Origin of the sequence: Micromonospora jinlongensis (assembly GCF_013410645.1) — a bacterium.
GTDB lineage: Bacteria > Actinomycetota > Actinomycetes > Mycobacteriales > Micromonosporaceae > Micromonospora > Micromonospora zamorensis.
Genome location: NZ_JACCHK010000001.1, coordinates 4,673,121 through 4,696,673 on the forward strand (window position 1 = coordinate 4,673,121; position 23,553 = coordinate 4,696,673).

24 protein-coding genes are annotated in these 23,553 nt (G+C 70.7%); 21 read left to right on the forward strand and 3 right to left on the reverse strand.

From position 1 onward, the window contains the following. Nucleotide 1: 1 nt before the first annotated feature. From HNR22_RS20870 to HNR22_RS20885, 4 genes are read left to right on the forward strand one after another with little or no spacing between them, the layout of a single operon-like run. The gene (locus tag HNR22_RS20870) at nt 2-397 is read left to right on the forward strand and encodes a type VII secretion target (RefSeq protein ID WP_179781756.1); all 396 of its coding nucleotides are present in this window, start codon (nt 2-4) and stop codon (nt 395-397) included. After that, nucleotides 394-1,320 (forward strand): WXG100 family type VII secretion target, encoded by a 927-nt coding sequence (locus tag HNR22_RS20875; RefSeq protein WP_179781757.1) that lies wholly within the window; start codon nt 394-396, stop codon nt 1,318-1,320. Before HNR22_RS20870 ends, HNR22_RS20875 begins: the two co-directional genes overlap by 4 nt. A 9-nt stretch (nt 1,321-1,329) precedes the next feature. Next, nucleotides 1,330-1,677, forward strand: coding sequence for a YbaB/EbfC family nucleoid-associated protein (locus HNR22_RS20880; protein WP_099849887.1), 348 nt, complete (start codon nt 1,330-1,332; stop codon nt 1,675-1,677). Then, nucleotides 1,674-2,285, forward strand: coding sequence for a hypothetical protein (locus HNR22_RS20885; RefSeq protein WP_179781758.1), 612 nt, complete (start codon nt 1,674-1,676; stop codon nt 2,283-2,285). The genes HNR22_RS20880 and HNR22_RS20885 overlap by 4 nt, the downstream gene beginning before the upstream one ends. Here HNR22_RS20885 and HNR22_RS20890 read toward each other — a convergent pair. Next, nucleotides 2,274-4,457 carry a HelD family protein gene (locus HNR22_RS20890; RefSeq protein WP_218906563.1) on the reverse strand — a complete coding sequence of 728 codons (2,184 nt, stop codon included), beginning with the start codon at nt 4,455-4,457 and terminating at the stop codon, nt 2,274-2,276. The two genes, HNR22_RS20885 and HNR22_RS20890, sit on opposite strands and share 12 nt — an antisense overlap. Before the next feature lie 364 nt (nt 4,458-4,821). Here HNR22_RS20890 and HNR22_RS20900 point away from each other — a divergent pair, with 364 nt between their 5' ends. From HNR22_RS20900 to HNR22_RS20910, 3 genes are read left to right on the forward strand one after another with little or no spacing between them, the layout of a single operon-like run. Further along, a complete protein-coding gene (locus HNR22_RS20900) occupies nt 4,822-5,406 on the forward strand; it encodes an ArsR/SmtB family transcription factor (RefSeq protein WP_179781759.1) in 585 nt (194 codons plus the stop codon). 43 nt (nt 5,407-5,449) lie between these two features. Next, the gene (locus HNR22_RS20905) at nt 5,450-6,922 is read left to right on the forward strand and encodes an MFS transporter (protein ID WP_179781760.1); all 1,473 of its coding nucleotides are present in this window, start codon (nt 5,450-5,452) and stop codon (nt 6,920-6,922) included. Next, nucleotides 6,874-7,725 carry a menaquinone biosynthetic enzyme MqnA/MqnD family protein gene (locus HNR22_RS20910; RefSeq protein WP_088951111.1) on the forward strand — a complete coding sequence of 284 codons (852 nt, stop codon included), beginning with the start codon at nt 6,874-6,876 and terminating at the stop codon, nt 7,723-7,725. The genes HNR22_RS20905 and HNR22_RS20910 overlap by 49 nt, the downstream gene beginning before the upstream one ends. 67 nt (nt 7,726-7,792) lie before the next feature. Here HNR22_RS20910 and HNR22_RS20915 read toward each other — a convergent pair whose 3' ends face one another. Next, on the reverse strand, nt 7,793-8,755 hold the full coding sequence (locus HNR22_RS20915; RefSeq protein ID WP_179781761.1) for a serine hydrolase: 963 nt from the start codon (nt 8,753-8,755) through the stop codon (nt 7,793-7,795). Beyond that, nucleotides 8,755-9,747, reverse strand: a complete 993-nt coding sequence (locus tag HNR22_RS20920; protein ID WP_179781762.1) for a hypothetical protein — start codon at nt 9,745-9,747, stop codon at nt 8,755-8,757. Before HNR22_RS20920 ends, HNR22_RS20915 begins: the two co-directional genes overlap by 1 nt. 370 nt (nt 9,748-10,117) lie before the next feature. Between HNR22_RS20920 and paaA the strand changes: the two genes are divergently transcribed. From paaA to HNR22_RS20990, 14 genes are all read left to right on the forward strand, one after another. Next, complete coding sequence (paaA, locus tag HNR22_RS20925; protein ID WP_179781763.1) at nt 10,118-11,197, forward strand: 1,2-phenylacetyl-CoA epoxidase subunit PaaA; 1,080 nt, start codon at nt 10,118-10,120, stop codon at nt 11,195-11,197. Beyond that, complete coding sequence (gene paaB / locus HNR22_RS20930) at nt 11,194-11,478, forward strand: 1,2-phenylacetyl-CoA epoxidase subunit PaaB (RefSeq protein WP_179781764.1); 285 nt, start codon at nt 11,194-11,196, stop codon at nt 11,476-11,478. Before paaA ends, paaB begins: the two co-directional genes overlap by 4 nt. Then, on the forward strand, nt 11,475-12,200 hold the full coding sequence (gene paaC, locus HNR22_RS20935; RefSeq protein WP_179781765.1) for a 1,2-phenylacetyl-CoA epoxidase subunit PaaC: 726 nt from the start codon (nt 11,475-11,477) through the stop codon (nt 12,198-12,200). The genes paaB and paaC overlap by 4 nt, the downstream gene beginning before the upstream one ends. Beyond that, complete coding sequence (gene paaD, locus HNR22_RS20940) at nt 12,194-12,670, forward strand: 1,2-phenylacetyl-CoA epoxidase subunit PaaD (protein WP_179781766.1); 477 nt, start codon at nt 12,194-12,196, stop codon at nt 12,668-12,670. The genes paaC and paaD overlap by 7 nt, the downstream gene beginning before the upstream one ends. Next, on the forward strand, nt 12,667-13,776 hold the full coding sequence (gene paaE, locus HNR22_RS20945) for a 1,2-phenylacetyl-CoA epoxidase subunit PaaE (protein ID WP_179781767.1): 1,110 nt from the start codon (nt 12,667-12,669) through the stop codon (nt 13,774-13,776). Before paaD ends, paaE begins: the two co-directional genes overlap by 4 nt. 330 nt (nt 13,777-14,106) lie before the next feature. Next, nucleotides 14,107-15,942: an FG-GAP-like repeat-containing protein gene (locus tag HNR22_RS20950; protein WP_179781768.1), complete on the forward strand. Its 1,836-nt coding sequence runs from the start codon at nt 14,107-14,109 to the stop codon at nt 15,940-15,942. A gap of 149 nt (nt 15,943-16,091) precedes the next feature. Then, nucleotides 16,092-17,282: a cyclic dehypoxanthinyl futalosine synthase gene (mqnC, locus tag HNR22_RS20955; RefSeq protein ID WP_179781769.1), complete on the forward strand. Its 1,191-nt coding sequence runs from the start codon at nt 16,092-16,094 to the stop codon at nt 17,280-17,282. 419 nt (nt 17,283-17,701) lie between these two features. Continuing rightward, nucleotides 17,702-19,000: a cell wall anchor protein gene (locus HNR22_RS20960; protein WP_179781770.1), complete on the forward strand. Its 1,299-nt coding sequence runs from the start codon at nt 17,702-17,704 to the stop codon at nt 18,998-19,000. Nucleotides 19,001-19,165: 165 nt separating this feature from the next. Beyond that, the gene (locus tag HNR22_RS20965) at nt 19,166-19,876 is read left to right on the forward strand and encodes a demethylmenaquinone methyltransferase (protein ID WP_088951123.1); all 711 of its coding nucleotides are present in this window, start codon (nt 19,166-19,168) and stop codon (nt 19,874-19,876) included. Between the two features lie 87 nt (nt 19,877-19,963). Then, entirely contained in the window at nt 19,964-20,188 is a 225-nt protein-coding gene (locus HNR22_RS20970; RefSeq protein WP_179781771.1) for a hypothetical protein, read from the forward strand. Between the two features lie 139 nt (nt 20,189-20,327). Next, a complete protein-coding gene (locus tag HNR22_RS20975) occupies nt 20,328-21,605 on the forward strand; it encodes a geranylgeranyl reductase family protein (RefSeq protein ID WP_088951125.1) in 1,278 nt (425 codons plus the stop codon). 135 nt (nt 21,606-21,740) lie between these two features. Beyond that, entirely contained in the window at nt 21,741-22,106 is a 366-nt protein-coding gene (locus HNR22_RS20980) for an NADH-quinone oxidoreductase subunit A (RefSeq protein WP_007454588.1), read from the forward strand. A gap of 14 nt (nt 22,107-22,120) precedes the next feature. Further along, a complete protein-coding gene (locus tag HNR22_RS20985; protein WP_030486262.1) occupies nt 22,121-22,798 on the forward strand; it encodes a NuoB/complex I 20 kDa subunit family protein in 678 nt (225 codons plus the stop codon). Further along, nucleotides 22,795-23,532 carry an NADH-quinone oxidoreductase subunit C gene (locus tag HNR22_RS20990; protein ID WP_179781772.1) on the forward strand — a complete coding sequence of 246 codons (738 nt, stop codon included), beginning with the start codon at nt 22,795-22,797 and terminating at the stop codon, nt 23,530-23,532. Before HNR22_RS20985 ends, HNR22_RS20990 begins: the two co-directional genes overlap by 4 nt. The last annotated feature ends 21 nt before the right edge of the window (nt 23,533-23,553 follow it).

Below are 23,553 nucleotides of genomic sequence, written 5' to 3' on the forward strand. Positions count from 1 at the left end.
CGTGTCGAGCCCGAGCAGAGACCTGGAGGTCCAGCCGGAGGCGCTGGCGGCGTTCGCCAAGACGTCCAACGACCGGGCGGCCCGCTTCCGCGAGCTGCACCGTTCATTTGGCGACGGGCACGTACCTCGGCACGCGTTCGGGGTGATGCCGGCGTCGTTCGGCCTCGCAGCCGCGTACGCCGAGCAGTTCGAGGCGTGCCTGCAGGGGCTCGCCGACGGCGCCGAAATGATGGCGGACATCGCGGAGGGGGTCAGCGACACCGCCGGTGCCTACACCGGCACCGACGTGGCCAACACCGACATGTTCGTGCCCGGCCGCCCGCCAGCTCCCGACGTCATCGCCCCCGGCCCCTGGTCGGGCGGCACCAGCGCTCCGAGCGGGCCGGTGCCCGCGTGAGCACGGAGGCGTTGCACCGCAACAAGACCTACTTCGAGCAGATCGTGTCGGGCACTCCGGAGCCCTTCAAGCCGCTCTCCAACGCGGTGCTCTGGCCGTTCGAGCAACTGCTGGAACTGGTCGCCGGTGAACCGGACGACCTGATGCGGGCGGCGCAGGTCTGCCTGGACACCGGCGCGGCGGTCCGGGAGATCGCAGGCGACCAGATAGCCGACCGGGCCCGCTTGCGCGGCAACTGGAAGGGCGACGCCGCAGAGAGCTTCCATGCCTCGATGGAGTCAGTGGAGAAGGCGATCGAGGAGCTGGCCCGAGGGCTCGACGGCACGAAGGACGTGCTGGTCGAGGCGGCCAACGCGGCGGTCGACGCGTTCAACCTGCTGGTCGAGCTGATCCTCGAGTTCCTGCTCTGGTTCCTCACCGAGGTGATCATCGCGGCCGTGGCCGCGGCGCTGAGCGCCGGCGTCTCGCTGGCCGCCACGGTGGTCCGGGTGCTGGCCCGGCTGGCCACCACCGTGGGTCGGATGGTCAAGATCGTCGCCCGGTTCGCCGAGGTGCTCACCCGCCTCGCCACCCGGTTGGGCAAAGTCGCCGGGCAGCTGCGCGAGTACGCCAACACCGTCATGGAGCTCAAGAAGCGGAAAAAGCAGTACAAGCTGCTTACCAAGGGTGGCTGGACGCCGGAGGGGCGTGCCTTCCAGATCGAGAAGTTCAAGACTCTCTTTCCCGGCAAGTTCGTCATCAACCAGGTCTCGCCGGTCAACATCCCCGGCTTCGGCGGCGCACTGCTGGACACCGGTGTGGGCCTGCACGACATCTCCGACGGGCAGAAGGACCGCAACTACCTTGTGGACGGCACGTACAGCGATGACCTGGGCCCCTACACCAAGAGTGTGCAGAATGTCTTCGACTCCATCGTGAACTGAGAGGCAGCCATGACCTTCCCCGCCCTGGACCGCATCGAGGCGCTGGCCCGCAACCTGGACGGTTGGCAGCGGCAGCTCGCCGACCGGATGGCGGAGCTGGAGCAGACCAGCGCCGAGGGGGTGAGCGACTCCGGCCTGGTGCGCGTCACCGCCGCCGCCGACGGGAAGATCGTTTCTGCGGAGCTGAACGCGCGGGCGATGCGTCTGGACTCCTACAGCCTGGCCGAGGAGTTCACCGCGGCCGCCAACCGGGCGCAGGAGGCCGCTGCGGCCCAGGTCCGGGAGCTGGTCGGTGAGGTCATCGGGGAGCCAGGTGCCGGCCCGCGCCGGCCCGGCGACCACGAGGAGCGCCGATGACGGTCGACGGCAGTCAGGCGCGGTACGTCGAGGGGATCACCCGGCTGCTAGCGGCCGGAGAGCAGGTGCGTGCGGTGGCCCGGGTCCGAGCGGGCGGAGGGCTGACCCCGGCGGCGCCCCCGCAGCCGTCGGCGCCACCCGCCCCGGGTGGGCCGGGCTTCCTGGGTGCCCTGCTCAACGTGCTGTCGCCGAACATCACCTTCGGTCGAGCGGACGACGCCGTCGACTGGCTCTTCTTCGGCGTCGGAGGTCGAGGCGAACCAGGTTCGCAGGCTTCCCTGCTGCACCACGCCCTGACCGTGGCGGCGAAGGGTTCCGGCGTCCGCGACATCGTGCTGGGGGTCACCGACCAGCGGCTGCTGGTCGGCGCGACAGCACCGGTCGGGTTGCTCTCCAGCTCAGCGGCGGACGAACGGGCGCAGGCCGACATCGAGCTGCTCGGGTCGGTGCCGCGCACGGCCGTGACCGCCCGGGTCGGCCGGTACCGGTTGAACTGGAAGCGGCTGCGGATCGACTTTGCCGACGGGTCGTGGTTGTCGTTCCACGTGCCACTGGCTGACTCCGGCCGCCCCCTGCGGGAGATCGCGGCGGCCCTGTCAGCCCGCTGACCCGCCGACGAGAGGGGCGGGCAGCGGCGCAACGTGCAGCACCGCCAGACGGGACACCGCTCGGGTGAGCACCACGTACAACCGGTGCAGCCCGCGCGGTTCGGCCGCGACGATCGCGGCCGGCTCGACCACCACCACATGGTCGTACTCCAGGCCCTTCACCAGCGTCGCGGGCACCACTGTGACCCGCTGCGCGGCCGCCACGTCGTCGGCGGTCGCGGTCGCGACACCGGCATCGGCCAGAGCGGCGCGCAACCCGTCGACCGCGTCGTCCGCGGCGATCACACCGACCGAGCCGTCGTGCACGAGCGCCGCGCGCACCTCCGCCACCGTCGCCGAGGTCAGATCGGTCACCGTACGCACGTCCAGGCCACCGTCGTGCCGTAGCGACTCGGCCGGCGGTACGTCCACCGCGAGCGCCGGAAGGAGCATGTTCGCGAACGCGACCACCGCGGCGGGCACCCGGAAACCGATCGTCAGCGGGACCACCACGGCGTCCGGCTTGCCCAGGTGGGCGAGGGACTCCTTCCAGTCCGTGGCCGCCCACGGGGCGGTGCCCTGGGCCAGGTCACCGAGGAGGGTGATCGAGCCGTGCTCGCTGCGCCGGGCGATGGCCCGACACTGCATCGGGGAGAGATCCTGCGCCTCGTCCACCACCACGTGCCCGAACCCGGAGGGTCGTTCCAGCAGCCCGGTCGCCTCGTCGATCAGCACGGCGTCCGCGGCGGTCCAGCGGGTCGCCTTGGGGGTGCGAGCCGGCTTCGCCCAGACGAGCAACGCCTGCTCTGCGTCGCTGAGCAGGCCGTCCGCCGCTGCGGCCAGCCGGCCCGGGTCGGAGAGCAGGCCGTGCACCAGCCCTTCCGGGGTGAGTGCCGGCCAGACCGCGTCCAGGAAGTCGACCACCGGGCGGCAGCGGCTCATCCGACGCAGCCAGGCATCACCGGGCGACTCGGCCCGACGGGCCTCGGCCTGCCGTTGCAGCAGGCTCACCACGCGCGCCCGGACCCGCTCCCGGCCGGTGCCGTACGGCAGACCTTCCCGACGGGTCTCCTCGACGATCCGGTGCAACGGCTCCAGCCCGATCCGCCACCGGAACGAACCGTCGGACACGGTGATCGACTCGGTGGGCGTACCGATCTGTGCCCGCACCGCGCGTTGCAGCACGCTCGCCATGCGTACGTCGTGCTTGAGCGCGGCGACCGTCGGCTCCTCGACCGCCCGAACCGGCACCCGGGAGATCAAGTCCTCCACCGTGGCCTGCTCGACCTCGACCTCGCCGAGCGCCGGAAGCACCGCCGCGATATACGACAGGAACGCCCGGTTCGGCCCGACGATCAGCACACCGGCCCGTCGCAGACGCTCCCGATGCAGGTACAGCAGGTACGCGGCCCGGTGCAGGCCGACAGCCGTCTTGCCGGTCCCCGGCGCACCCTGCACACAGATCGAGTCGGCCAGGTCGGCCCGGACCAGCTCGTCCTGCTCCGGCTGAATGGTCGCGACGATGTCCCGCATCGGCCCGACGCGCGGTCGTTCGATCTCGGCGGTGAGGATCCGGCTGGTCGTGCCGAGTTCCTCGCCCCGATCCAACCGCTCATCCTCGAAGCTGGTCAGCACCCCGTTGCTGAACCCGAACCGCCGCCGGACCGCCACGCCCTGCGGATCCCGCGCGCTGGCCCGGTAGAACGACCGGGAGACCGGTGCCCGCCAGTCCAGCACCAACGGCTCGCCAAGCTCGTCAGTGACGTGCCGCCGCCCCACGTGGTACCGCCGACCTTCATGATCATCGTTGGCGTTGGCGTTGGCGTTGGCGTTGGCGTTGGCGTTGGCGTTGGCGTTGGCGTTGGGGCTTGCGCCCAACGCCGGGCGGCCGTCGGCGGTCCCGCTGCCGATGACCTCGTTGTCGGTGGTTTCGCGGTCCGTGGTTCCGGCGAAGTCGAGGCGACCGAAGAAGAGCGGCGTGGTCGGGTCGTCCGCCAGCTCGGCCACCCGGCGGGCCAGGGTGCGACCCAGCGTCTCGGCCGCGTACGCGTCGCCGGCAACCTGGTCACCGGTCGAGAAGAGGGCCTCGGCCCGCTCCCGCATCCGGCGTAGCGCTGCCCGCGAGTTTGCGAGGTGCGTGCGTTCGGCGGCCAGATCCGTGTCGAGGTGGGTGTCGAGGTCAAGTGCGGGCATGCTGACGTCCCATCGTTCACATCTGCTGCGCGCTCGCGTGTCCGGGGGCGGATGGCCGGCCGCCCGGCGCGAAGACGTCCGTTCCGGTGCAGCTCACCTCGGCCGTCAAGCGGGCTGCAACCCTACGCTCCCGAGCCCGTCCGTTCCACCGAATTACCCATGCGACCATCCGTACGAGATGGCGTGTCGCGGTACGCCCGCGCCGTACGCCCGCGCCGTGATCGACTCGGTTTTCATGAAGTCGCGGTGTCCGGGTCCGTGCGATGCCCCGGTTTCCAGGAAGCCGAGTCGATCACTGGGAGGAGCCGGTGATTCTGCCCCACCGGTGATGGCAGGTTGGGGGAGCTGCCGGGATCATGGGCCTATGACCGAGGCCCGTCCCGATGCGCGCCGGATGACGATCAGTGACCCGCAGGTGATGCGGGCCCTGGCCCATCCGGCCCGGATCGCGATCATGGAACACCTGAGCAGCCGCGAGAGCGGCGGAACCGCCACCGAGCTCGCGGAGATCGCCGGGCTGTCGCCGAGTGCGACCAGTTACCACCTGCGGGCGCTGGCGAAGTTCGGCCTGGTCGAGCAGGCGCCGAGTCGGGGCGACGCGCGCGAGCGGGTCTGGCGCGTGGTGAGTGCGAGTTGGATGGTCGACGCGGGCCGCGAGGCTGGACCCGCCGCGCGGGCGGCGGAGCAGGCGTTGGCGGAGGCGCACGCGGTCCGGGGGATTGAGCGGATTCGGGACTGGTCGCGGCGCGCCGGGGACGAGCCCGCCGAGTGGTACGACAAGGCGCTGTTCAACGACTCGCTGCTGCTGCTCACCGCCGAGGAGTTGGCCGGGCTGAACGAGGCGGTTCTGGCGCTGCTCAGGCCGTACCACTCGCGGCGGCGTCACGCTGATCCGCCGCCGGGGGCGCGCAGTGTCGCCGTGCATTACCGGACGGTGCCGCTGGCATAGATGGGGGTTGCGCCCATCAGTTGTGAAGTAATATTTTCGAAGTATGTCCTTCACAACTGTCGAGTCGCGCTGGTCGGATGTCTGGCTCGCCGCCACGGCTCGAGGCACCACCATCTGCGGCGACTTCCTCGCCGCCACGGCGTTGGCGCTTGCCCTGCAGGGTGCCGGCGCCGGAGGGCTCGCCGTGTCGGGGCTGCTGCTGGCGGCCACCCTGCCCCTGGTGGTGCTCGCCCCGCTCGCTGGCCGGCTCGCCGACCGCGTGGACAGCCGTACCCTGCTGGTGACCATCGGGTTGGCGCAGGCCGCGATCTGCGGGCTCCTCGCCGTCGTCGACCACCCGGTCCTGGTGGTCGGGCTCGTCACTCTGCTGGCCTGCGGACTCGCGGTGACCCAGCCGTGCCTGGCAGCGCTACTGCCGGCGATGGTCCGTCCGGCCGACCTGCCACGGGCGAGCGCGATCAGTCAGACCGCCGTCTCGCTCGGCGCGCTCGGCGGCCCGGTGCTGGCCGGCCTGTTGGTGGGGCAGTTCGGCACCCGCGTACCGCTGCTGATCGACGCCGCGAGCTACCTGGCGCTCGTGGTCGCGGGCCTGCTGCTGCGGACTCGTCGCGGCGGTCGACGGCCTGCCGCCGCTCCCACCGGCCACCGCAGCCCAGACGGCGCCACCACCCCGCCGGGCCAGGTCACCCCGCCGGGCCAGGTCACCCCGCCGGGCCAGGTCACCCGGGCGGGCGCGGCCGCCCTCGGCGGAGGGGGTACGGAGATCGGCTGGCAGTTGCGCCGGGACCCGCTGATGCTCGTCATGGTGGTGAGTACCGCGGCGGTGGTCGCGGCGATCGGCGGCATCAACGTGATCGAGGTCTTCTTCATTCGGGAGACGCTGAACGGTTCAGCCACCACGTACGGCCTGGTCAGCGCTGCGTGGTTGGCCGGCATGCTGCCGGGCACCTGGCTCGCCGCGCGCCTCGCCAAGCGGCTCGACGACGACGGTGCGTTGGTACGTGGTGTGCTGGCCACGCTGGTCGTGTGCAGCCTGATGGTGCTGCTCGCCGCGACGGTGCCGGCGGCGAGTCTCCTGGTGCCGCTGTGGCTGGTCGGTGGCGCGGCCAACGGCGGCGAGAACGTGTTCGCCAGTCTGCTCACCGCTCGCCGCGTGCCGGAGGCGATGCGCGCTCGGGCGTACGCCAGCTATGGCGCGGCGGTGCAGGGTGGCTCGATGGCGGGGTTTCTGGTCGGCGGGGCGTTGCTCGCGGTCGTACCGCCCAGGCCACTGATCGCCGGCGCCGGTGCGGCCGGTTTGCTGGTGGTGCTGGTCCTCGTGCCGGTCGTGGCCTCGGCGGTACGACGGCAATCGCTGGCCGACCCGGACGGACCGCAGTGCCCACAACCAGGCGGAGCGAATGCGGGGTTGACCACTTCGGGTCGGCCCGCCGAGCCGGATCCGGAGGCCGGGGATACGGTCGGGTCATGGCTGAGCGCATCGCACGCCCGCGGGTCGGGCACATCCAGTTCCTGAACTGCCTGCCGATCTACTGGGGTCTGATGCGCTCCGGCGCCCTGCTCGACGTCGACCTGCACAAGGATTCACCGGACCGGTTGAGCGCCGCGCTGGTCGCCGGCGACCTCGACATCGGCCCGATCACCCTGTTGGAGTACCTGAAGCACGCCGACGAGCTTCTGCTCCTGCCGGATCTGGCGGTGGGCAGCGACGGGCCGGTGCTCTCGGTCAACATGGTCTCCACCCGACCCCTCGCCGAGCTGGACGGCGCCCGGGTGGCGCTCGGCTCAACCTCGCGGACCGGGGTCATGCTGGCTCAACTGCTGCTCACCGAGCAGTACAACGTGCGGCCCGACTACTTCCGCTGCCCGCCGGACCTGACCCAGATGCTGCTGGAGGCCGACGCCGCGGTGCTGATCGGTGACGTGGCGCTGCGGGCGTACTACGAGGCGCCCCAGCGGGGCCTGACCGTCACCGATCTCGGGCAGGCGTGGCGGGAGTGGACCGGACTGCCGATGGTCTTCGCCGTCTGGGCGGTCCGCCGCGACTTCGCCGCCGCCCATCCGGGCATGGTCAAGGAGGTGCACGAGGCGTTCCTGCGCTCGCGGGACCTCTGCCTGGCCGAGTTGGACCAGGTCGCCGAGGCGGCGGCCCGCTGGGAGACGTTCGACGCGGAGACGCTGGCCACGTACTTCCGGACCCTGGACTTCTCCCTTGGCGACCGTCAGGTCGCCGGGCTGCGCGAGTGGGCCCGACGGGCTACCGCCATCGGCGAGGCCCCGGCGCTGCCGGACGGCGGCCCGGAGTTCTTCGCCGGCTGAGCAGCCGGCCGGGGTCTCTGCTCAGCCGGCGCAAGCCGGCTGAGCAGCCGGTCGGGGCCGGCGCGGCTCAGGCACCGGGGCGGAGCAGCGCCTCGGTGATCTTCTCGCAGTTCTTCATGCCGTAGTCGTAGCCCTTGTCGATCGGATACTTCACCATCACGCCCATCGTCCAGGTGTCGCCGATGGCCAGGCAGTTGATGTGCATCTCCTGCTCCCTGGTCCGGTCGATCCACCCGTTCTTGATGGCGATCTGCTTCTGCTCGGCGGCCGGGAAGGCCTTGCGGATGCCGAAGTCACCGGCGCCGCGCACGAGCTTCATCTCGTTGAGCAGCCACTTGGTCCACTTAGGCCCGGCAGCGGTGCCGGTGGCGATGCAGTTGCCCAGGCGGGCGGTGTCCCGGGGGGAGAGAGCCGTGCGGCTCCAACCCTTGTCGGGGGCGACGCTGCTGTCCGTCAACTTGCACATGGAGATCAGCCGCTTGATCGAGGCGTCCCGGCCAACCAGGTTGTAGAACTGTTCGGCCCGGGTGTTGTCGCTGTCCCGGATGATCCGCGTCGCGTCGGCGAGCTTCGCGTCGCTCGGCGTCTGCCCGGCGTCGGCTGCCCGACGCAGGTAGTCGGCGACGATCCACGACTTGATCATTGAGGCGGTGGTGCTGGTCTCGCCCATGTTCTTGGAGCCGATGATCTGCCCGGTCCGGCGGTCCAGCACGCTCCAGGCGTACCAGCCCTCGATGTCCAGGTCGAGGTCCTTGGCCGCGAACGGCAGCGGTGCCAGCGAGGGGCTGGGGCTTGGCGACGGCGGGGCCGGCTGGCGGGCGCTGCGGTCGGTGGGCTTGCCGGTGGACCGGTCGCTGGTCGTCGTGCCGGCGTTGCCCCACTTGGCGGCGGCGGACGACTCGAACGGCGACCCGGGCAGCAGCCGCAGCGACACCAGCACCAGCCCGATCAGGATGACCGCGATCGCGACCAGCCGAAGGGGGGACGCGTCAGCGCCCTCGCGCCGGGTGGCCCGACGGTTGCCGGCCATCAGAGTTTCCCGACCGGCTGCTGCGGCACCTTGAGCGCGGCACCGGGCTGCGGGGTGACCAGCTGAGTGGCCACGCTGGCACAGACCTTCGCGCCGTAGTCCAGACCGCTCCTCTGCGGGTAGCGCAGCATCACCGCGAGACTCCACTTGTCGTTGACGGCAAGGCAGTTGACGTGCCAGTTGCCGTCGTAGTTGATCGGGGTCCAGCCGTTCTTGATGCTGACCGGGCCTTGCGCGGTGATCGACTTGGGCAGACCGTCGATGATCCCCCAGCGTCCACCGCCGGAGTCTGATCTCTGGTCCTTCTTGGCGGTCGTGCCCTGGACCTTGCTCATCTGGTCGAGCACCCACTTGGTCCACTTGGGGCCGGCGGCCTTGCCGTCGGCGATGCAGTCACCGAGCCGGACCGCGTCGCGGGGGGACATCCGGGTGAAGCTCCAGTACCCGGTGTACGGCTTGACGTTGCCGCGCTTGGTGTCGGTCAGCCCGCAGATCGTGATCGCCCGCTGGATCACCGCGTCGGGTGTGCTGCTCGTGGAGGGCTTGTACGAACCCCCCGCAGCGGCGTGGACCTTGTTGGCCGCCCCGTCGTTGCTGTCGACGATGGCGACTCGAGCCATCTCCTTCATCGCCGCGGGCGGCTCTCTGTCCTTGAGCTGCCGCAGGTAGTCCGAGACGATCCACGCCTTGATCATCGACTCGGTGGAGCTGGTCGCGGTCATGTTCGGCGATCCGGAGATCGTGCCCGTCTGCCGATCCAGCAGCGCCCACGAGAAGAACTCACCCCGGAAGCTCACCGACACCGGTCCGGCCGCCAGCGTGGGCGGCGGCGGCGGGGTGGGCGCGGGCGCGGCGACGGTCGAGGCGGCACCGCCGCCTCCGACTCCGCTGCTGTCGCCGTCGGAGAGGCGGGCGTACGCGGCGGGGACCAGTAGGACGCCGCCGAGCAGGACCGCCGTGATGGCGAGCACCATGGTCACGCGAGATCGCATGAGTGGGTGAGCTCCAGGTGTCAGGGCCGGGGGGACCGGCTTGTTGTCCGGACAAACCGGCTGATCGCCGAGGCCGGGGGAGGTGGCCTCTGTCGTACGGCGATCGTTTGAAGCCGATCGGTGTGACGGCGGAAAGTCTACGTCCGGTTGCCGGACCCGCCAGAGTCCGACACTAGGCACGCCGCCATAAAGACGCGATATGGGACCGGTATGCGTTTCTTGCGGGGATTCACCTTTGTTTCGTGGCCTAAGTCACGTCACCTTCCGGCGACCCAGGTGACGCAAAGCGCTCATTCCGTTACGGATAGGATCCTCGGATTCCTGTTACACCCCCTGGTGCAACGTGGCGCAAGCTGTAACACTTAGCGTCATGTATGGCAACGACTTCTCCGCCCCGAACGGCGCCCCGGACGACGCCCCCGGCAGCGGCCTGTTGGGTGAGGTCGAGGCCGCCGAGGCCGAGCTTCGCGCGGCGGCAGCGCGCGGACGGCGTGGCGGCCCCGCCCCGGACGAGGACCTGGCGGCGTACTTCGCCGAGGTCGTCGACGCCGAGCAGAAGATCGAGCCACGGGACTGGATGCCCGACGCGTATCGCCGGACGTTGATCCGGCAGATCGCCCAGCACGCCCACTCCGAGATCATCGGCATGCAGCCGGAGGGCAACTGGATCAGCCGGGCGCCGTCACTCAAGCGCAAGGCGATCCTGCTGGCCAAGGTGCAGGACGAGGCGGGCCACGGCCTCTACCTCTACGCCGCCGCCGAGACCCTCGGCATCAGCCGCGACGAGCTGGTCCGGCTGCTGCTCGACGGGCGACAGAAGTACAGCTCCATCTTCAACTACCCCACCCTGAGCTGGGCCGACGTGGGCGCGATCGGTTGGCTGGTGGACGGCGCGGCGATCGTCAACCAGGTGCCGCTGTGCCGCTGCTCCTACGGCCCGTACGCCCGCGCGATGATCCGGGTCTGCAAGGAGGAGTCGTTCCACCAGCGGCAGGGCTACGAGATCCTGCACACCCTGGCGCACGGCACCCCGGGGCAGCAGGCGATGGCCCAGGACGCGGTGGACCGCTGGTGGTACCCGTCCCTGGCCATGTTCGGCCCGCCGGACGGCGACTCCACGCACTCCGCCCAGTCGATGGGCTGGAAGATCAAGCGCTTCTCGAACGACGACCTGCGGCAGCGTTTCGTCGACATGTGCGTCCAGCAGGCCGAGATCCTCGGGCTGCGCATTCCCGATCCGGACCTGCGCTGGAACGAGGAGCGGCAGGCGTACGACTACACCCAGCCGGACTACGACGAGCTGATGCGGGTCATCTCCGGCGACGGGCCGTGCAACCGGGAACGGATCGCCCACCGCCGGGCCGCGCACGCCGACGGCGCATGGGTACGGGAGGCCGCCACGGCGTACGCCGCGAAGCGGGCAGAACAGCGGGAGAAGGTAGCGGCATGACGGATCACTCGCCTCTGTGGGAGGTCTTCGTGCGGGCGCGGCGCGGGCTGTCGCACACCCACGTCGGCAGCCTGCACGCCCCCGACGCCGAGCTGGCCCTGCGCAACGCCCGGGACCTCTACACCCGCCGCCAGGAGGGCGTGTCGATCTGGGTGGTGCCGGCCGGCGTGATCACCGCGTCCAGCCCGGACGAGAAGGACGCCTTCTTCGACCCGGCCGCCGACAAGGTCTACCGCCACCCCACCTTCTACGAGGTGCCGGACGGGGTGGCCCACCTGTGAACGGGCCCTTCGACTTCACCCTCGGCCTCGGCGACGACGCGTTGATCGCCGCGCAGCGTCTGGCCGAGTGGACCACCCGCGCGCCGGAGATGGAAGAGGACGTGGCGCTGGCCAACATCGCCCTCGACCAGCTCGGCGCGGCCCGCCTGCTGCTGTCGTACGCGGGCGAGCTGGAGGGCGCGGGTCGGGACGAGGACGCGTTGGCGTACCTGCGCGACGACCGCGAGTTCCGCAACGCGCTCCTGGTCGAGCTGCCCAACGGCGACTTCGCGGTGACGATGGCGAAGCTGTTCTTCCTGGCGGCGTACCAGTTGCCGCTGTACACGGCGCTGGCCGGCTGCGCGGACGAGCGGTTGGTCGCGATCGGCGCGAAGGCGCGTAAGGAGTCGGCCTACCACCTCGACCACGGCGCGCTGTGGGTGAAGCGGCTCGGCGACGGCACCGAGGAGTCGCACCGTCGCATGCAGTCCGCCGTCGACCAGGTGTGGCCGTACACCCATGAGCTGTTCGCCGCGGACCCGGCGGCGCCGGTCGACCCGGCCACCCTGCGGTCGGCGTTCGACGAGACCGTCGGCGCGGTGCTGGCCGAGGCGACGCTCACCCTGCCGGGAAGCGGCTGGGCGCCGGCCGGTGGACGAACCGGCGTGCACACCGAGCACCTGGCCTATCTGCTCGCCGAGATGCAGGTGCTGCACCGCGCCCACCCCGGAGCGCAGTGGTGAACCCCAGGGAGGCGGCCGCGTCGGTGGTGGACCCGGAGATCCGGGTGATCACCATCGATGAGCTGGGCATCCTCCGGGCGGTCGAGGAGGATCCGGCCAGTGGTCGGGTCACCGTCACCATCACCCCGACCTACACCGGCTGCCCGGCGATGGACGTGATCCGGGCCGACATCCGCCGCGCGCTCGCGGTCGCGGGCCACGCCGACGCCGAGGTCCGCACGGTCTTCAGCCCACCGTGGAGCACCGACTGGATCTCCGACCGTGGGCGGGCGAAGCTCGCCGCCGCCGGGATCGCCCCGCCGGCCCCGGTGCCGGCCGCCGGCGTGGTGTCGTTGACCCTCGCGGTCCGCTGCCCGCAGTGCGGTTCGCCGGAGACCGAGCAGGTCAGCCGGTTCGGCTCCACCGCGTGCAAGGCGCTGTGGCGTTGCCGCTCCTGCTCCGAACCCTTCGACCATCTGAAGGCGCTGTGACTGTCACCATCACCCGCCCGGTCCGTCGCCGGCCGGCCTTCCACCCGTTGTCGGTCGCCGCCGTCGACCGGCTCACCGACGACTCGGTGGCGGTCACGTTCGCCGTACCGGAGGAGTTGCGGGACACGTTCGCGTTCCAGGCGGGCCAGCACCTCACGGTGCGGCGGGTGGCCGAGGACGGCTCGGACGTGCGCCGGTCGTACTCGATCTGCTCCACCCCCGACGACCTGACCCGGCACGGCCGGTTGCGGATCGGGGTGCGGGAGATCCCCGGCGGCGCGTTCTCGGCGTTCGCCTGTGGGGCGCTGCGCGGCGGCGACACGGTCGAGGTGCTGCCACCGCTGGGCACCTTCACGACGGCCTTCGCGCCGGACCGGGTGCGCCACTACGGCGCGGTCGTCGCCGGCTCCGGCATCACACCGGTGCTCGGGCTGGTCGCGACCGCCCTGGCCGTCGAGCCGGCCAGCACGTTCACCCTGGTGTACGGCAATCGCACGGCGAACACTGTGATGTTCGCCGAGGAACTGGCCGACCTGAAGGACCGCTATCCGACCCGGCTGCACCTGGTGCACGTCCTCTCCCGGGAGCAGGGCGAGTCACCGCTGCTCTCCGGGCGCATCGACGCCGAGAGGCTGGGCCGGTTGCTGGGCAGCATCGTGCCGGGCGACCTGGTCGAGGAATGGTTCCTCTGCGGCCCGTACGGCATGGTGGTCGACGTCCGGGACGTGCTGACCGCGCGTGGGCTCCCCGAGTCGGCGGTGCGTACCGAACTGTTCCACGTCGACGCGCCGCCGGAGCCGGTCCGCCGACCCACCGACCAGGTGGGCGCCGGGGCCGAGGTGACCATCGTGCTGGACGGCCGCTCGTCGAGCTTCACGATGGGTCGCGAGGAGCGGGTGCTGGACGCCGCGCTGAAGGTGCGCGGCGAGCTGCCGTACGCCTGCAAGGGTGGTGTCTGCTCGACCTGCAAGGCGAAGGTCGTGGACGGCGCGGTCACGATGGCCCGCAACTACGCCCTGGAGCCCGACGAGCTGGCCGCCGGCTACGTGCTGACCTGCCAGTCCAGCCCGACGACCGACAAGCTGACTGTCGACTACGACGCATGACGGCGCCGAACAGCCGGTAGTTCGTTGAGCGGTTCGCCGAGGTCACCGGGGGCAGCACCCGGTCGGCTTCGTGGTGGGAGGCGTACCTGCGCGTGGTTTGGGCCGCTGCGCCTTCGACCGCCCGTGCAGGCGGGCCGACCTGAACGGTCGATCGCACGCCTGACAGCGCTGCCGCACGAGGGATAGTGGATCTCAATTCGATCGCGTATATTGCCGATCGTCAACGCCTGGCATCGGAGCGGCGCGTCGTCGCACGCTCGACAGTCAGGTTTCCGCGTGCCGTGCCCGTTCGCCCGGGCACGGCACGTTTGATTGAACGGGGGCAATCGAGTGGGTCGACAATCAGGGCGCTGGCGCGCGCTGCTGGCCGGGGTGGTGACTCTGGCCGGGGCAGGCCTGGTCGCCAGCACACCAGCGCATGCGGTCAGTGGTGGCACGCCGATCACCGATGACACCTTCGCCTTCGCGGCAAAGGTGTCATTCGACGGCGTCAGCGGCTGCTCCGCCGCGCTGGTGGCACCGCAGTACGTGATCACAACCAAGTCCTGCCTGAGCGCCACCGGTGCGCCGGTCGTGACCGGGGCCCCGGCGAAGCCGATCACGGTGACGGTGGGGCGGCTCGACCTGACCAGCAGTGCGGGTCACGTCCGTCGGGCCACCTGGGTGGTGCCGCATCCGAGCCGCAACGTCACGTTGCTCCGGCTCGCCGGGCGGGCGGTCGGGGTCACGCCCGTCGTCCTCGGCACCACGGCACCGGCCGCAGGTGAGACGTTCCAGGCGCTCGGCTTCGGCCGTACGGCCACCGAATGGGTGCCGGACAAGCTGCACGGGGTGCTCGTCACGGCGGACGCCGTGTCGGCGACCGGCATCGACATCAGCCCGGAGAGCGGCGGCCCAACGACCTGCCGGGGCGACGCCGGCGGGCCCACCGTCCGCCTGGGCGGCGGCACCCCGCAGCTGGTGGCCCTGCACGACACCTCCTGGCAGGGCGGTTGCCTGGGCGAGACGGAGACCCGTCGGAACGCGGTCGAGGCGCGCACCGACGACCTGGCGGCCTGGGTCCGCCAGCACAGCGTGTCCACCTGCAACGCGGGTGGCGGGACCGCCGTGCCGGGAAACCAGGGCAGCATCGCCATCCTCGGCGACTGGACCGGCGACTGCCGTGCCGACGCGCTGGCGCAACCGGCCGACGGCCGGCTCCGGCTCTTCCCGAGCAGCTACCTGTCCGGCACTGTCTATCCCGAGCCGACGGCGGCCCCGTACGTGGGCAGCGGATGGTTGGCGGCCACCCGCCCGCGAGTGCTCGTCGGTGACTTCAACGGCGACGGCCGGTCGGACCTGATCGGGGGCGTCGCCGACGGCACCCTGACCGCGTGGGCGTCGACGGGTGACCTGTCCGCCAACTACAAACTCTTCGCGGGTGCGAGTGCCGTGGTCGGCAACGGTTTCACCATCTCGGCCATTCCACAGCTCCTTCCGGGTGACTTCGACGGTGACGGGCGGACGGACCTGCTCGCGCAGCTGGCCGACGGGACGCTGCGGGTGTGGGCCTCGACCGGCGATCTCTCCGCCGACGGGCGGCTCTTCTCCGGCGCGCCTCGCGACGTGGGCAGCGGTTTCACAGCGACGGCGGTGCTCCGGATCCTGACCGGCGACTTCAACGGTGACGGACGCACGGACCTCATCGCGCAGTACGCGGACGGCTCGATGAAGGCTTACCCGTCGAGCGGGGACCTCTCCGCCAACCTGCGGCTCTTCCCGTCGACGCAGCAGGCGAAGGTGGTCGGTACCGGCTGGACGAGCAGTGCCATCCCGCGCATCCTGCCTGGCGACGTGGACGGCGACGCGATCACCGATCTGGTGGCCCAGAGCGCCGACGGCACCCTTCGGGCCTACCGGTCGACCGGCGATCTGACCACAGTTCTCTTCCCCGGGCCGTACCGGCAGGTGGGCGCGAACTGGAGCGCCGCGAACCGGCCGCGGATCATGGTGGGTGACTTCTCCGGGGACGGCCGGACCGACCTCGTCGCTCAGCAGTCGGTCGGGAGCCTGTCGAGCTTCCGGGCCACCGGTGATCTGTCGGCCGATGACAAGCTCTACGTCTCGGGTCAGCCGCCCCGCGGGGAGGGCAACTGGGGTTCCGCCGACATCCTGCGCATCTTCTGATCCCACGCGCACCGAACGGCACCGGCCCCAGCCTCACCCGAGGCTGGGGCCGGGTGCCTGCCGGGGTGACCGGATCACTCGCGCCGGGGCGAGCATCCCGGCAGGTGGCTGCGCTGAGCCGTCCGGGTAGCTCGGCGTAAGCTCGGGGCGTGACGGTGAGCCGGGAGATCGACGACATCCTGCAGCGCGGCGCGGACGGCGGGCGGATCACGCCCGAGGAGGCGCTGCTGCTCTACACCGAGGCGCCCTTCCACGCGTTGGGCGAGGCGGCGGACGCGGTGCGCCGGCGGCGCTACCCGGACAACGTCGTCACGTACCTGATCGACCGCAACATTAACTACACGAACGTCTGCGTGACGGCGTGCAAGTTCTGCGCGTTCTACCGGGCGCCCAAGCACAAGGAAGGGTGGACCCACCCGACCGAGGAAATCCTGCGCCGGTGCGGCGAGGCGGTCGAGCTGGGCGCGACCCAGGTGATGCTCCAGGGCGGGCATCACCCGGACTACGGCGTGGAGTACTACGAGGAGCTGTTCTCCTCGGTCAAGCAGGCGTACCCGCAGCTGGTCATCCACTCGATCGGCCCCAGCGAGATCCTGCACATGGCGAAGGTCTCCGGGGTGAGCCTGGACGAGGCGATCGCCCGGATCAAGACCGCCGGTCTGGACTCGATCGCCGGCGCTGGCGCCGAGATGCTGCCTGAGCGGCCGCGGAAGGCCATCGCGCCGCTCAAGGAGTCGGGCGAGCGCTGGCTGGAGGTCATGGAGCTGGCCCACCGGCAGGGCATCGAGTCGACCGCCACCATGATGATGGGCACCGGTGAGACGCACGCCGAGCGGATCGAGCACCTGCGCATGATCCGTGACGTGCAGGACCGCACCCGCGGTTTCCGCTCCTTCATTCCGTGGACGTACCAGCCGGAGAACAACCACCTCAAAGGCCGCACCCAGGCGACCACGCTGGAATACCTGCGGCTGGTCGCGGTGGCCCGGCTCTTCTTCGAGACCGTGCCGCACCTGCAGGCGTCCTGGCTGACCACGGGCAAGGACGTCGGGCAGCTCTCGCTGCACATGGGCGTGGACGACCTCGGCTCGATCATGCTGGAGGAGAACGTCATCTCCTCCGCCGGTGCCCGGCACCGCTCCAACCTGCACGAGCTGATCGGCATGATCCGCTCGGCGGACCGGATCCCCGCGCAGCGCGACACCCTCTACAACCGGCTCGCCGTGCACCACACGCCGGCCGACGACCCGACCGACGAGCGGGTGGTCTCGCACTTCTCCTCGATCGCGCTGCCCGGCGGCGGGGCGGGCAAGGCCCTGCCGCTGGTCGAGGTCAACTGACGCGGGTCGACGTCGGGCCGTTCGGCTGACCGGGGCTCATGCTCCTGCCGCGTCGTCCCGGCGGTACGGGTGGTCCCCGTCGCCGCAGCGTCAGGCTGCCCGGTCAGGGCTGGTGGAGATGATCGTCGACGGCTAGCGTCGCGCCTCGTATCCGTTGCCACAGTCGGTCGCCGAGAACGGCACGACGGTACTGGTGGCAGATGGTCTGATGGCTGTGGGCTGTCCTCCATCGGCCCGCTGAGGGTCGTTCATATAACGCACGGCGGTACGGGCGGGATGGGTGACCATCCCGCCCGTAGCGTCTGCGCAGCTCGGGCCGGACGGATGAAAACACCCTCGCCCGCTGGCGTAAGAGATCGACCTTCGATAGCGTCCGCTCCGTTCCGCAACCATTCTTCTTCCCTACCCCCGGGGGACTGATGACAGCGTTCCACCGCTCGACCCTGGCGCGCGCTGGCGTTGTGGCTCTGCTCGCGGCCGGTGGCCTGGCCACCGTGGCCGCCCCGGCACAGGCCGCCGACCAGGCTGACCTGGCACTGGTGCCGCTCAGCTACGAGCTGGCCGAGGGCGTCGACGCGGCCAAGGCCAAGCCGTTCAAGTTCCTGGTCGACAACACCCGGAGCACGGTCGCCGCCAAGGGCGTCAGCTACACCGTGGACACCAGCAACCTGCGCAAGGGCCTGGTCGGGGTCGCGGTGCCCGACGGCTGCCAGGTCAAGGGCAGGACCTTCACCTGCCAGCTCGGCGACGTGCCCGCCGGCACCAGCGAAGACTTCGGCGTCCCGCTCTTCTCCACCGGTGGTCGTGGTGAGGCCGGCACGCTGGTGGTCACCATCAGGTCGGCCACCGCCGATCCCCACCGTAAGGACAACACGGTCGAGCACGACATCACCGTCGCGAAGCCCGGCTACGACCTGACCAGCTGGGTGCAGGACGTCAACGCGAACGTGGTGGTGAACGGCGTCCAGGGCGACGACCCCGACCTCCGGCCGGTCAGGCGCGGCGAGACGGTGCCACTGGACTGGGCGGTCTACAACGACGGCAGTCAAACGGCGACCGGCCTTTCCTACGTGCTCACGCTCCCGGCCGGGGTCACCTTCGCCACCCTGCCGGACACCTGCGTCGCGCAGACCTTCGGCGGCGTCGCCCAGGCGCTCTGCCAGGACGACGGCGCGGTGATCCTGCCTGGTGAGTACTACACGGCGGACATCAAGGTGACGGTCGGCGTGAACGTCACCCAGCCGGTGCTGCGCGTTGGTGAGCTGGTCGCGCACGGTCTGGACGCGGCGACGGGTCAGTCCGAGGAGGAGCCCGAACCGGCGACCAGCGCCCAGCGGAAGGCCTTCACCGAGGTCGACGAGAGTGACAACCAGGCGATCTTCGACGTCTTCGTCGACCTGACCGCGCCGCCGTCGCCGACCCCCACGCCGACGCCCACCGCGACCCCGACGCCCACCGCGACCCCGACCCCCACCGCCACGCCGACGCCGGACGGCACGCCGAGCCCGAGTGGCACGACGACGCCCGGCACGACCACGTCGCCGGGTGCCGGTGGCGGTGGCTCCGGCGGTGGTGGGTTGCCGGTGACCGGTGTGCAGGTCGGCCTGATCGGCGGCATCGGCGCGATCATCCTGCTCGTGGGCGGGGCGCTGCTGGTGCTCTCCCGCCGGCGCAAGGTCGTCCTGGTCGCTCCGGGCGACGAGAAGTCGACCGACTGACGACACCGCGCCGCTGACCAGAGGCGCTTCGACACGAGGCGCAACGGCGGCGGACCTGGCACGACGTGAGGGCGGGGTGGGCGACCACCCCGCCCTTTCGCGTACCCGTGCGACGGCACCGCACCCAGATGGCGGCGCTCGGCGGCCGGCTGGCAGAGTGGAGGGGTGAGCCGTACCCCGCAGGGCCAGCGAGCCAGTCTGGACAAGCAGCCGCACGAGGTCGCCGCGATGTTCGACGGCGTGGCGGAGCGTTACGACCTGACCAACACGGTGATCTCGCTGGGTCAGGACCGCTCGTGGCGTCGCTCCACCCGGGCGGCACTGGGGTTGCGGCCGGGTGAGCGGGTGCTGGACGTGGGTGCGGGCACCGGCGTCTCGACGCGGGAGCTGGCGCAGTCCGGGGCGTACGCGGTGGGTGCCGACCTGTCGTTGGGCATGCTGTACGCCGGCAAGCGGGCCCGGCCCGAGGTGCCGCTGCTGGCCGGCGACGCGCTGCGGTTGCCGTTCGCCGATGCCAGCTTCGATGCGGTGACCATCTCCTTCGCGCTGCGCAACGTCAACGACACCGACGCCGCCCTGCGTGAGTTGGCCCGGGTCACCCGGCCGGGCGGGCGGCTGGTGGTCTGCGAGTTCAGCACCCCGGTCAATCCGGCCTTCCGGACGGTCTACCTGTCGTACCTGATGCGGTCGCTGCCGGTGGTCGCCCGGGCGGTGTCGAGCAACCCCGAGGCGTACGTCTATCTCGCCGAGTCGGTCCGGGCCTGGCCGGCGCAGGCCGCGCTTGCCGGGCGGATCGCCGCGGCCGGGTGGGGACGAGTGGCGTGGCGCAACCTGACCGGTGGTGTGGTGGCCCTGCATCGGGGCATCCGCGAGTAGTCCACGACCGGTACGGGACGGCACGGACATTATTCAGGTTTCGTGAATATCGGTCTTTAGTCCACTTTGCCCCGTACGCTCGATCGCATGACCGGAGGAGACCCGGCGGACCCGGTGGCCGCCACCGACGACGACGCGGCCGAACTCATCGCGCAGTTGCGCGATCTGGCAGGGGCCGACCCGGTGGAGGTCCGGCAGGTGGTCGCCGAGGTGTTGGCGGCACTGGACCGGGCGGCGGGTGGCGCGCTCCGTGAGCATCTGCCGGAGGCAATCCGGGTCGATGCGGGGCTGGACGCCTCCAGCTCGGCCTGACACCTGACTGCTGTGGACGGTCGGGGACTGTCACATCGGCGAGTTAGGTACCCCTGATCCTGCGCTGGTATGACGCCGGTCATACACTCGTCCCGTCTGGCTTGTGAAGCATTTCACGAGCGTGCGGGAGGAGGCGCGAATGACCCCGGTGGAACACGACGCCGACGTCATTGTCGTGGGCGCCGGTCCCGGTGGATCAGCTACTGCGTACCACCTGGCCCGGCACGGCGTACGGGTGCTGTTGTTGGAGAAGACCGAGTTCCCGCGGGAGAAGGTCTGCGGCGACGGGTTGACCCCGCGCGCCGTCCGTCAGCTCATCCGGATGGGTGTGGACACCTCGCCCGAGGCGGGCTGGCTGCACAACCGCGGCCTGCGGGTCATCGGTGGCGGGGTGCGCCTGGAACTGGACTGGCCGGAGCTGGCGAGCTTCCCCAACTACGGCCTCGTGCGTACGAGACTCGACTTCGACGACCTGCTCGCACGGCAGGCGGTGGCCGCCGGCGCCAAGCTGCGGACCAACGTCAACGTGCTGGGCCCGGTGCTCGACGGCGACGGCCGGGTCACCGGCGTCGAGGCTGAGGTCGGGCCGGGCAAGGAGCCGACCACCTTCCACGCCCCGCTGGTCGTCGCGGCGGACGGGGTCTCCGGCCGCTTCCCGCTCGCGCTCGGGCTGGCCAAGCGGGAGGACCGGCCGATCGGCGTGGCCGTCCGCCGCTATTACCGCTCGCCGGCCAAGCACGACGACAACTACCTGGAGTCCTGGCTGGAGTTGCGCAGCAAGGACAGCGGCGACAACCTGCTGCCCGGGTACGGCTGGATCTTCGGCCTGGGCGACGGTCGGGTCAACGTCGGTCTCGGCGTGCTCAACTCCTCCTCGGCGTTCGGCAAGACCAACTACCGCCGGCTGCTCACCGACTGGCTCGCCAACACCCCCGAGGACTGGGGGATGACCGACGAGACCAACGCCGACGGCCCGATCCTCGGCGCCGCGCTGCCGATGGGCTTCAACCGGGTGCCGCACTACACCCGTGGCGTGCTGCTGGTCGGTGACTCGGGCGGCATGGTCAACCCGTTCAACGGCGAAGGCATCGCGTACGCGATGGAGTCCGGCGAACTGGCCGCGGAGGCCATCGTCCAGGCTCTGGCCCGGCCGGCCGGCCCGGAGCGGGAGCGGGCGCTGATGGCGTACCCGAACGAGCTGAAGGCCCGACTCGGCGGTTACTACCGGTTGGGCGGCATCTTCGTGAAACTGATCGGCCGCCCGGAGATCATGCGGATCGCCACCAAACACGGCATGCCGCACCCGACGCTGATGCGTTTCGTCCTCAAGCTGTTGGCCAACCTGACCGACCCGCGTGGCGGGGATGCGATGGACCGGGTCATCAACGCGATGACGAAGGCAGCTCCAGCCGTATAAGTAGGACGGCATCGGTGCTGGTCACAGCCCCGACGCCGACAAAGATCGACCCCCGCCGACTGCCACTGCGAGGGACGTGAATAGTGTGATTTTCGTCAAGCACCGAGGGCAGGGAAGGACGAGCAGGAGAAAACGATGTCGCTCTCGCCTTACGCACCGATCATCGGGCTGTTCGCCCTCGCCGCGGCGTTCTCGCTGTTTTCCGTCGGCGCCGCCCGCTTCGCGGGTCCCCGTCGCTACAACAAAGCCAAACTCGAGGCTTACGAGTGCGGCATCGAGCCCAGCCCACAGCCGGTCGGCGGCGGCCGGTTCCCGATCAAGTTCTACCTGACGGCGATGCTCTTCATCGTCTTCGACATCGAGATCATCTTCCTCTACCCCTGGGCGGTCTCGTTCGACGCTCTGCCGATCTTCGGCTTCGTGGAGATGGTCCTGTTCATCGTCGCGGTCTTCGTTGCGTACGCCTACGTGTGGCGGCGCGGCGGCCTGGACTGGGACTGAGGAAGGAACGTCAGATGGGCATCGAGGAGAAGCTTCCCGCCGGCGTCCTGCTCACCTCGGTGGAGAAGCTGGTCAACTGGTCCCGGAAGTCGTCCGTGTGGGGCGCTACCTTCGGCCTGGCCTGCTGCGCCATCGAGATGATGGCAGCCGGTGGTCCGCACTACGACATGGGCCGCTGGGGCATGGAGGTCTTCCGGGCGTCGCCCCGGCAGGCCGACCTGATGATCGTGGCCGGCCGGGTGAGTCAGAAGATGGCCCCGGTTCTGCGCCAGATCTACGACCAGATGGCCGAGCCCCGCTGGGTGCTCTCGATGGGCGTCTGCGCCAGCAGCGGCGGCATGTTCAACAACTACGCGATCGTGCAGGGCGTCGACCACGTGGTGCCGGTCGACATGTACCTGCCGGGCTGCCCGCCCCGGCCGGAGATGCTCATCGACGCGATCCTCAAGCTCCGCGAGAAGATCATGTATGAGCCGCTGGGCCCGAACGGCCGCAAGATGCTGGCTGCCCGCCAGGAGCGCGGCGACGTTCCGGTCGTGCCCTACGGCTCCATGCCCTCCTCGTACCGCAGCGACAAGGCCCGGCGTGCCGAGTGGACCCGGGCGGTCCGCGAGGGCCGCGAGGAGCAGTTGCGGATCGAGAACTGGATGAACGCTCAGAACCACCTCCACCCGCAGGCAGGCCCCAAATGACCTCACCCACGGACAAGCCCAACGACGGCGGAGTGCCGGTCCCGGTGACGCCGGTCGGCGCCAGCAGCACCGCCCCGGCCGAGTACCCGCCGGCCAGCCCGGCCGGGCGCGGGATGTTCGGCAACCAGGGCACCGGCGACGTGTCCGGCTACGGCGGCCTGGTCCGCCAGCGCCAGCCCATCGAGGAGGCGTCCCGGCCGTACGGGGGCTACTTCGACGAGGTCCGCGACGCGTTGGAGGAGGCGTACCCGGCCTTCGGCGACGCGGTCGAGAAGGTCGTGGTCGACCGGGGTGAGCTGACCCTGCACATCCGCCCGGAACGGATCGCCGAGGTCTGCCAGGTGATGCGCGACGACCTGGCGCTGCGGTTCGAGCTGTGCTCGTCGGTGTCCGGCGTGGACTACCTGGGCGCCGACGAACGTCGGCTGCACGTGGTCTACCTGCTCACCTCGATGACGTACCGCCGGCGGGTCCGGCTGGAGGCCGCGGTCTCCGTCGAGGCCCCGCACCTGCCCAGCGTGACCGCCATCTACCCGACGGCGGACTGGCAGGAGCGCGAGGCGTACGACATGTTCGGCATCGTCTTCGACGGCCACCCCAACCTGACCCGGATCCTCATGCCGGACGACTGGGAGGGCCACCCGCAGCGCAAGGACTACCCGCTCGGCGGCGTCCCCGTCGAGTACAAGGGCGCGGAGATCCAGCCGCCGAACGAGCGGAGGTCGTACCAGTGAGCGCGAGGAGTGCAGCGGAGC

What these genes read in the sequence shown, in the direction of transcription:
- HNR22_RS20880 (WP_099849887.1), top strand. Translation starts at nt 1,330, where the DNA reads ATGACCTTCCCCGCCCTGGACCGCATCGAGGCGCTGGCCCGCAACCTG.
- HNR22_RS20885 (WP_179781758.1), top strand. Translation starts at nt 1,674, where the DNA reads ATGACGGTCGACGGCAGTCAGGCGCGGTACGTCGAGGGGATCACCCGG.
- HNR22_RS20890 (WP_218906563.1), bottom strand. Translation starts at nt 4,457, where the DNA reads ATGCCCGCACTTGACCTCGACACCCACCTCGACACGGATCTGGCCGCC.
- HNR22_RS20900 (WP_179781759.1), top strand. Translation starts at nt 4,822, where the DNA reads ATGACCGAGGCCCGTCCCGATGCGCGCCGGATGACGATCAGTGACCCG.
- HNR22_RS20905 (WP_179781760.1), top strand. Translation starts at nt 5,450, where the DNA reads ATGTCCTTCACAACTGTCGAGTCGCGCTGGTCGGATGTCTGGCTCGCC.
- HNR22_RS20910 (WP_088951111.1), top strand. Translation starts at nt 6,874, where the DNA reads ATGGCTGAGCGCATCGCACGCCCGCGGGTCGGGCACATCCAGTTCCTG.
- HNR22_RS20915 (WP_179781761.1), bottom strand. Translation starts at nt 8,755, where the DNA reads ATGGCCGGCAACCGTCGGGCCACCCGGCGCGAGGGCGCTGACGCGTCC.
- HNR22_RS20920 (WP_179781762.1), bottom strand. Translation starts at nt 9,747, where the DNA reads ATGCGATCTCGCGTGACCATGGTGCTCGCCATCACGGCGGTCCTGCTC.
- paaA (WP_179781763.1), top strand. Translation starts at nt 10,118, where the DNA reads ATGTATGGCAACGACTTCTCCGCCCCGAACGGCGCCCCGGACGACGCC.
- paaB (WP_179781764.1), top strand. Translation starts at nt 11,194, where the DNA reads ATGACGGATCACTCGCCTCTGTGGGAGGTCTTCGTGCGGGCGCGGCGC.
- HNR22_RS20960 (WP_179781770.1), top strand. Translation starts at nt 17,702, where the DNA reads ATGACAGCGTTCCACCGCTCGACCCTGGCGCGCGCTGGCGTTGTGGCT.
- HNR22_RS20970 (WP_179781771.1), top strand. Translation starts at nt 19,964, where the DNA reads ATGACCGGAGGAGACCCGGCGGACCCGGTGGCCGCCACCGACGACGAC.
- HNR22_RS20975 (WP_088951125.1), top strand. Translation starts at nt 20,328, where the DNA reads ATGACCCCGGTGGAACACGACGCCGACGTCATTGTCGTGGGCGCCGGT.
- HNR22_RS20980 (WP_007454588.1), top strand. Translation starts at nt 21,741, where the DNA reads ATGTCGCTCTCGCCTTACGCACCGATCATCGGGCTGTTCGCCCTCGCC.
- HNR22_RS20985 (WP_030486262.1), top strand. Translation starts at nt 22,121, where the DNA reads ATGGGCATCGAGGAGAAGCTTCCCGCCGGCGTCCTGCTCACCTCGGTG.
- HNR22_RS20990 (WP_179781772.1), top strand. Translation starts at nt 22,795, where the DNA reads ATGACCTCACCCACGGACAAGCCCAACGACGGCGGAGTGCCGGTCCCG.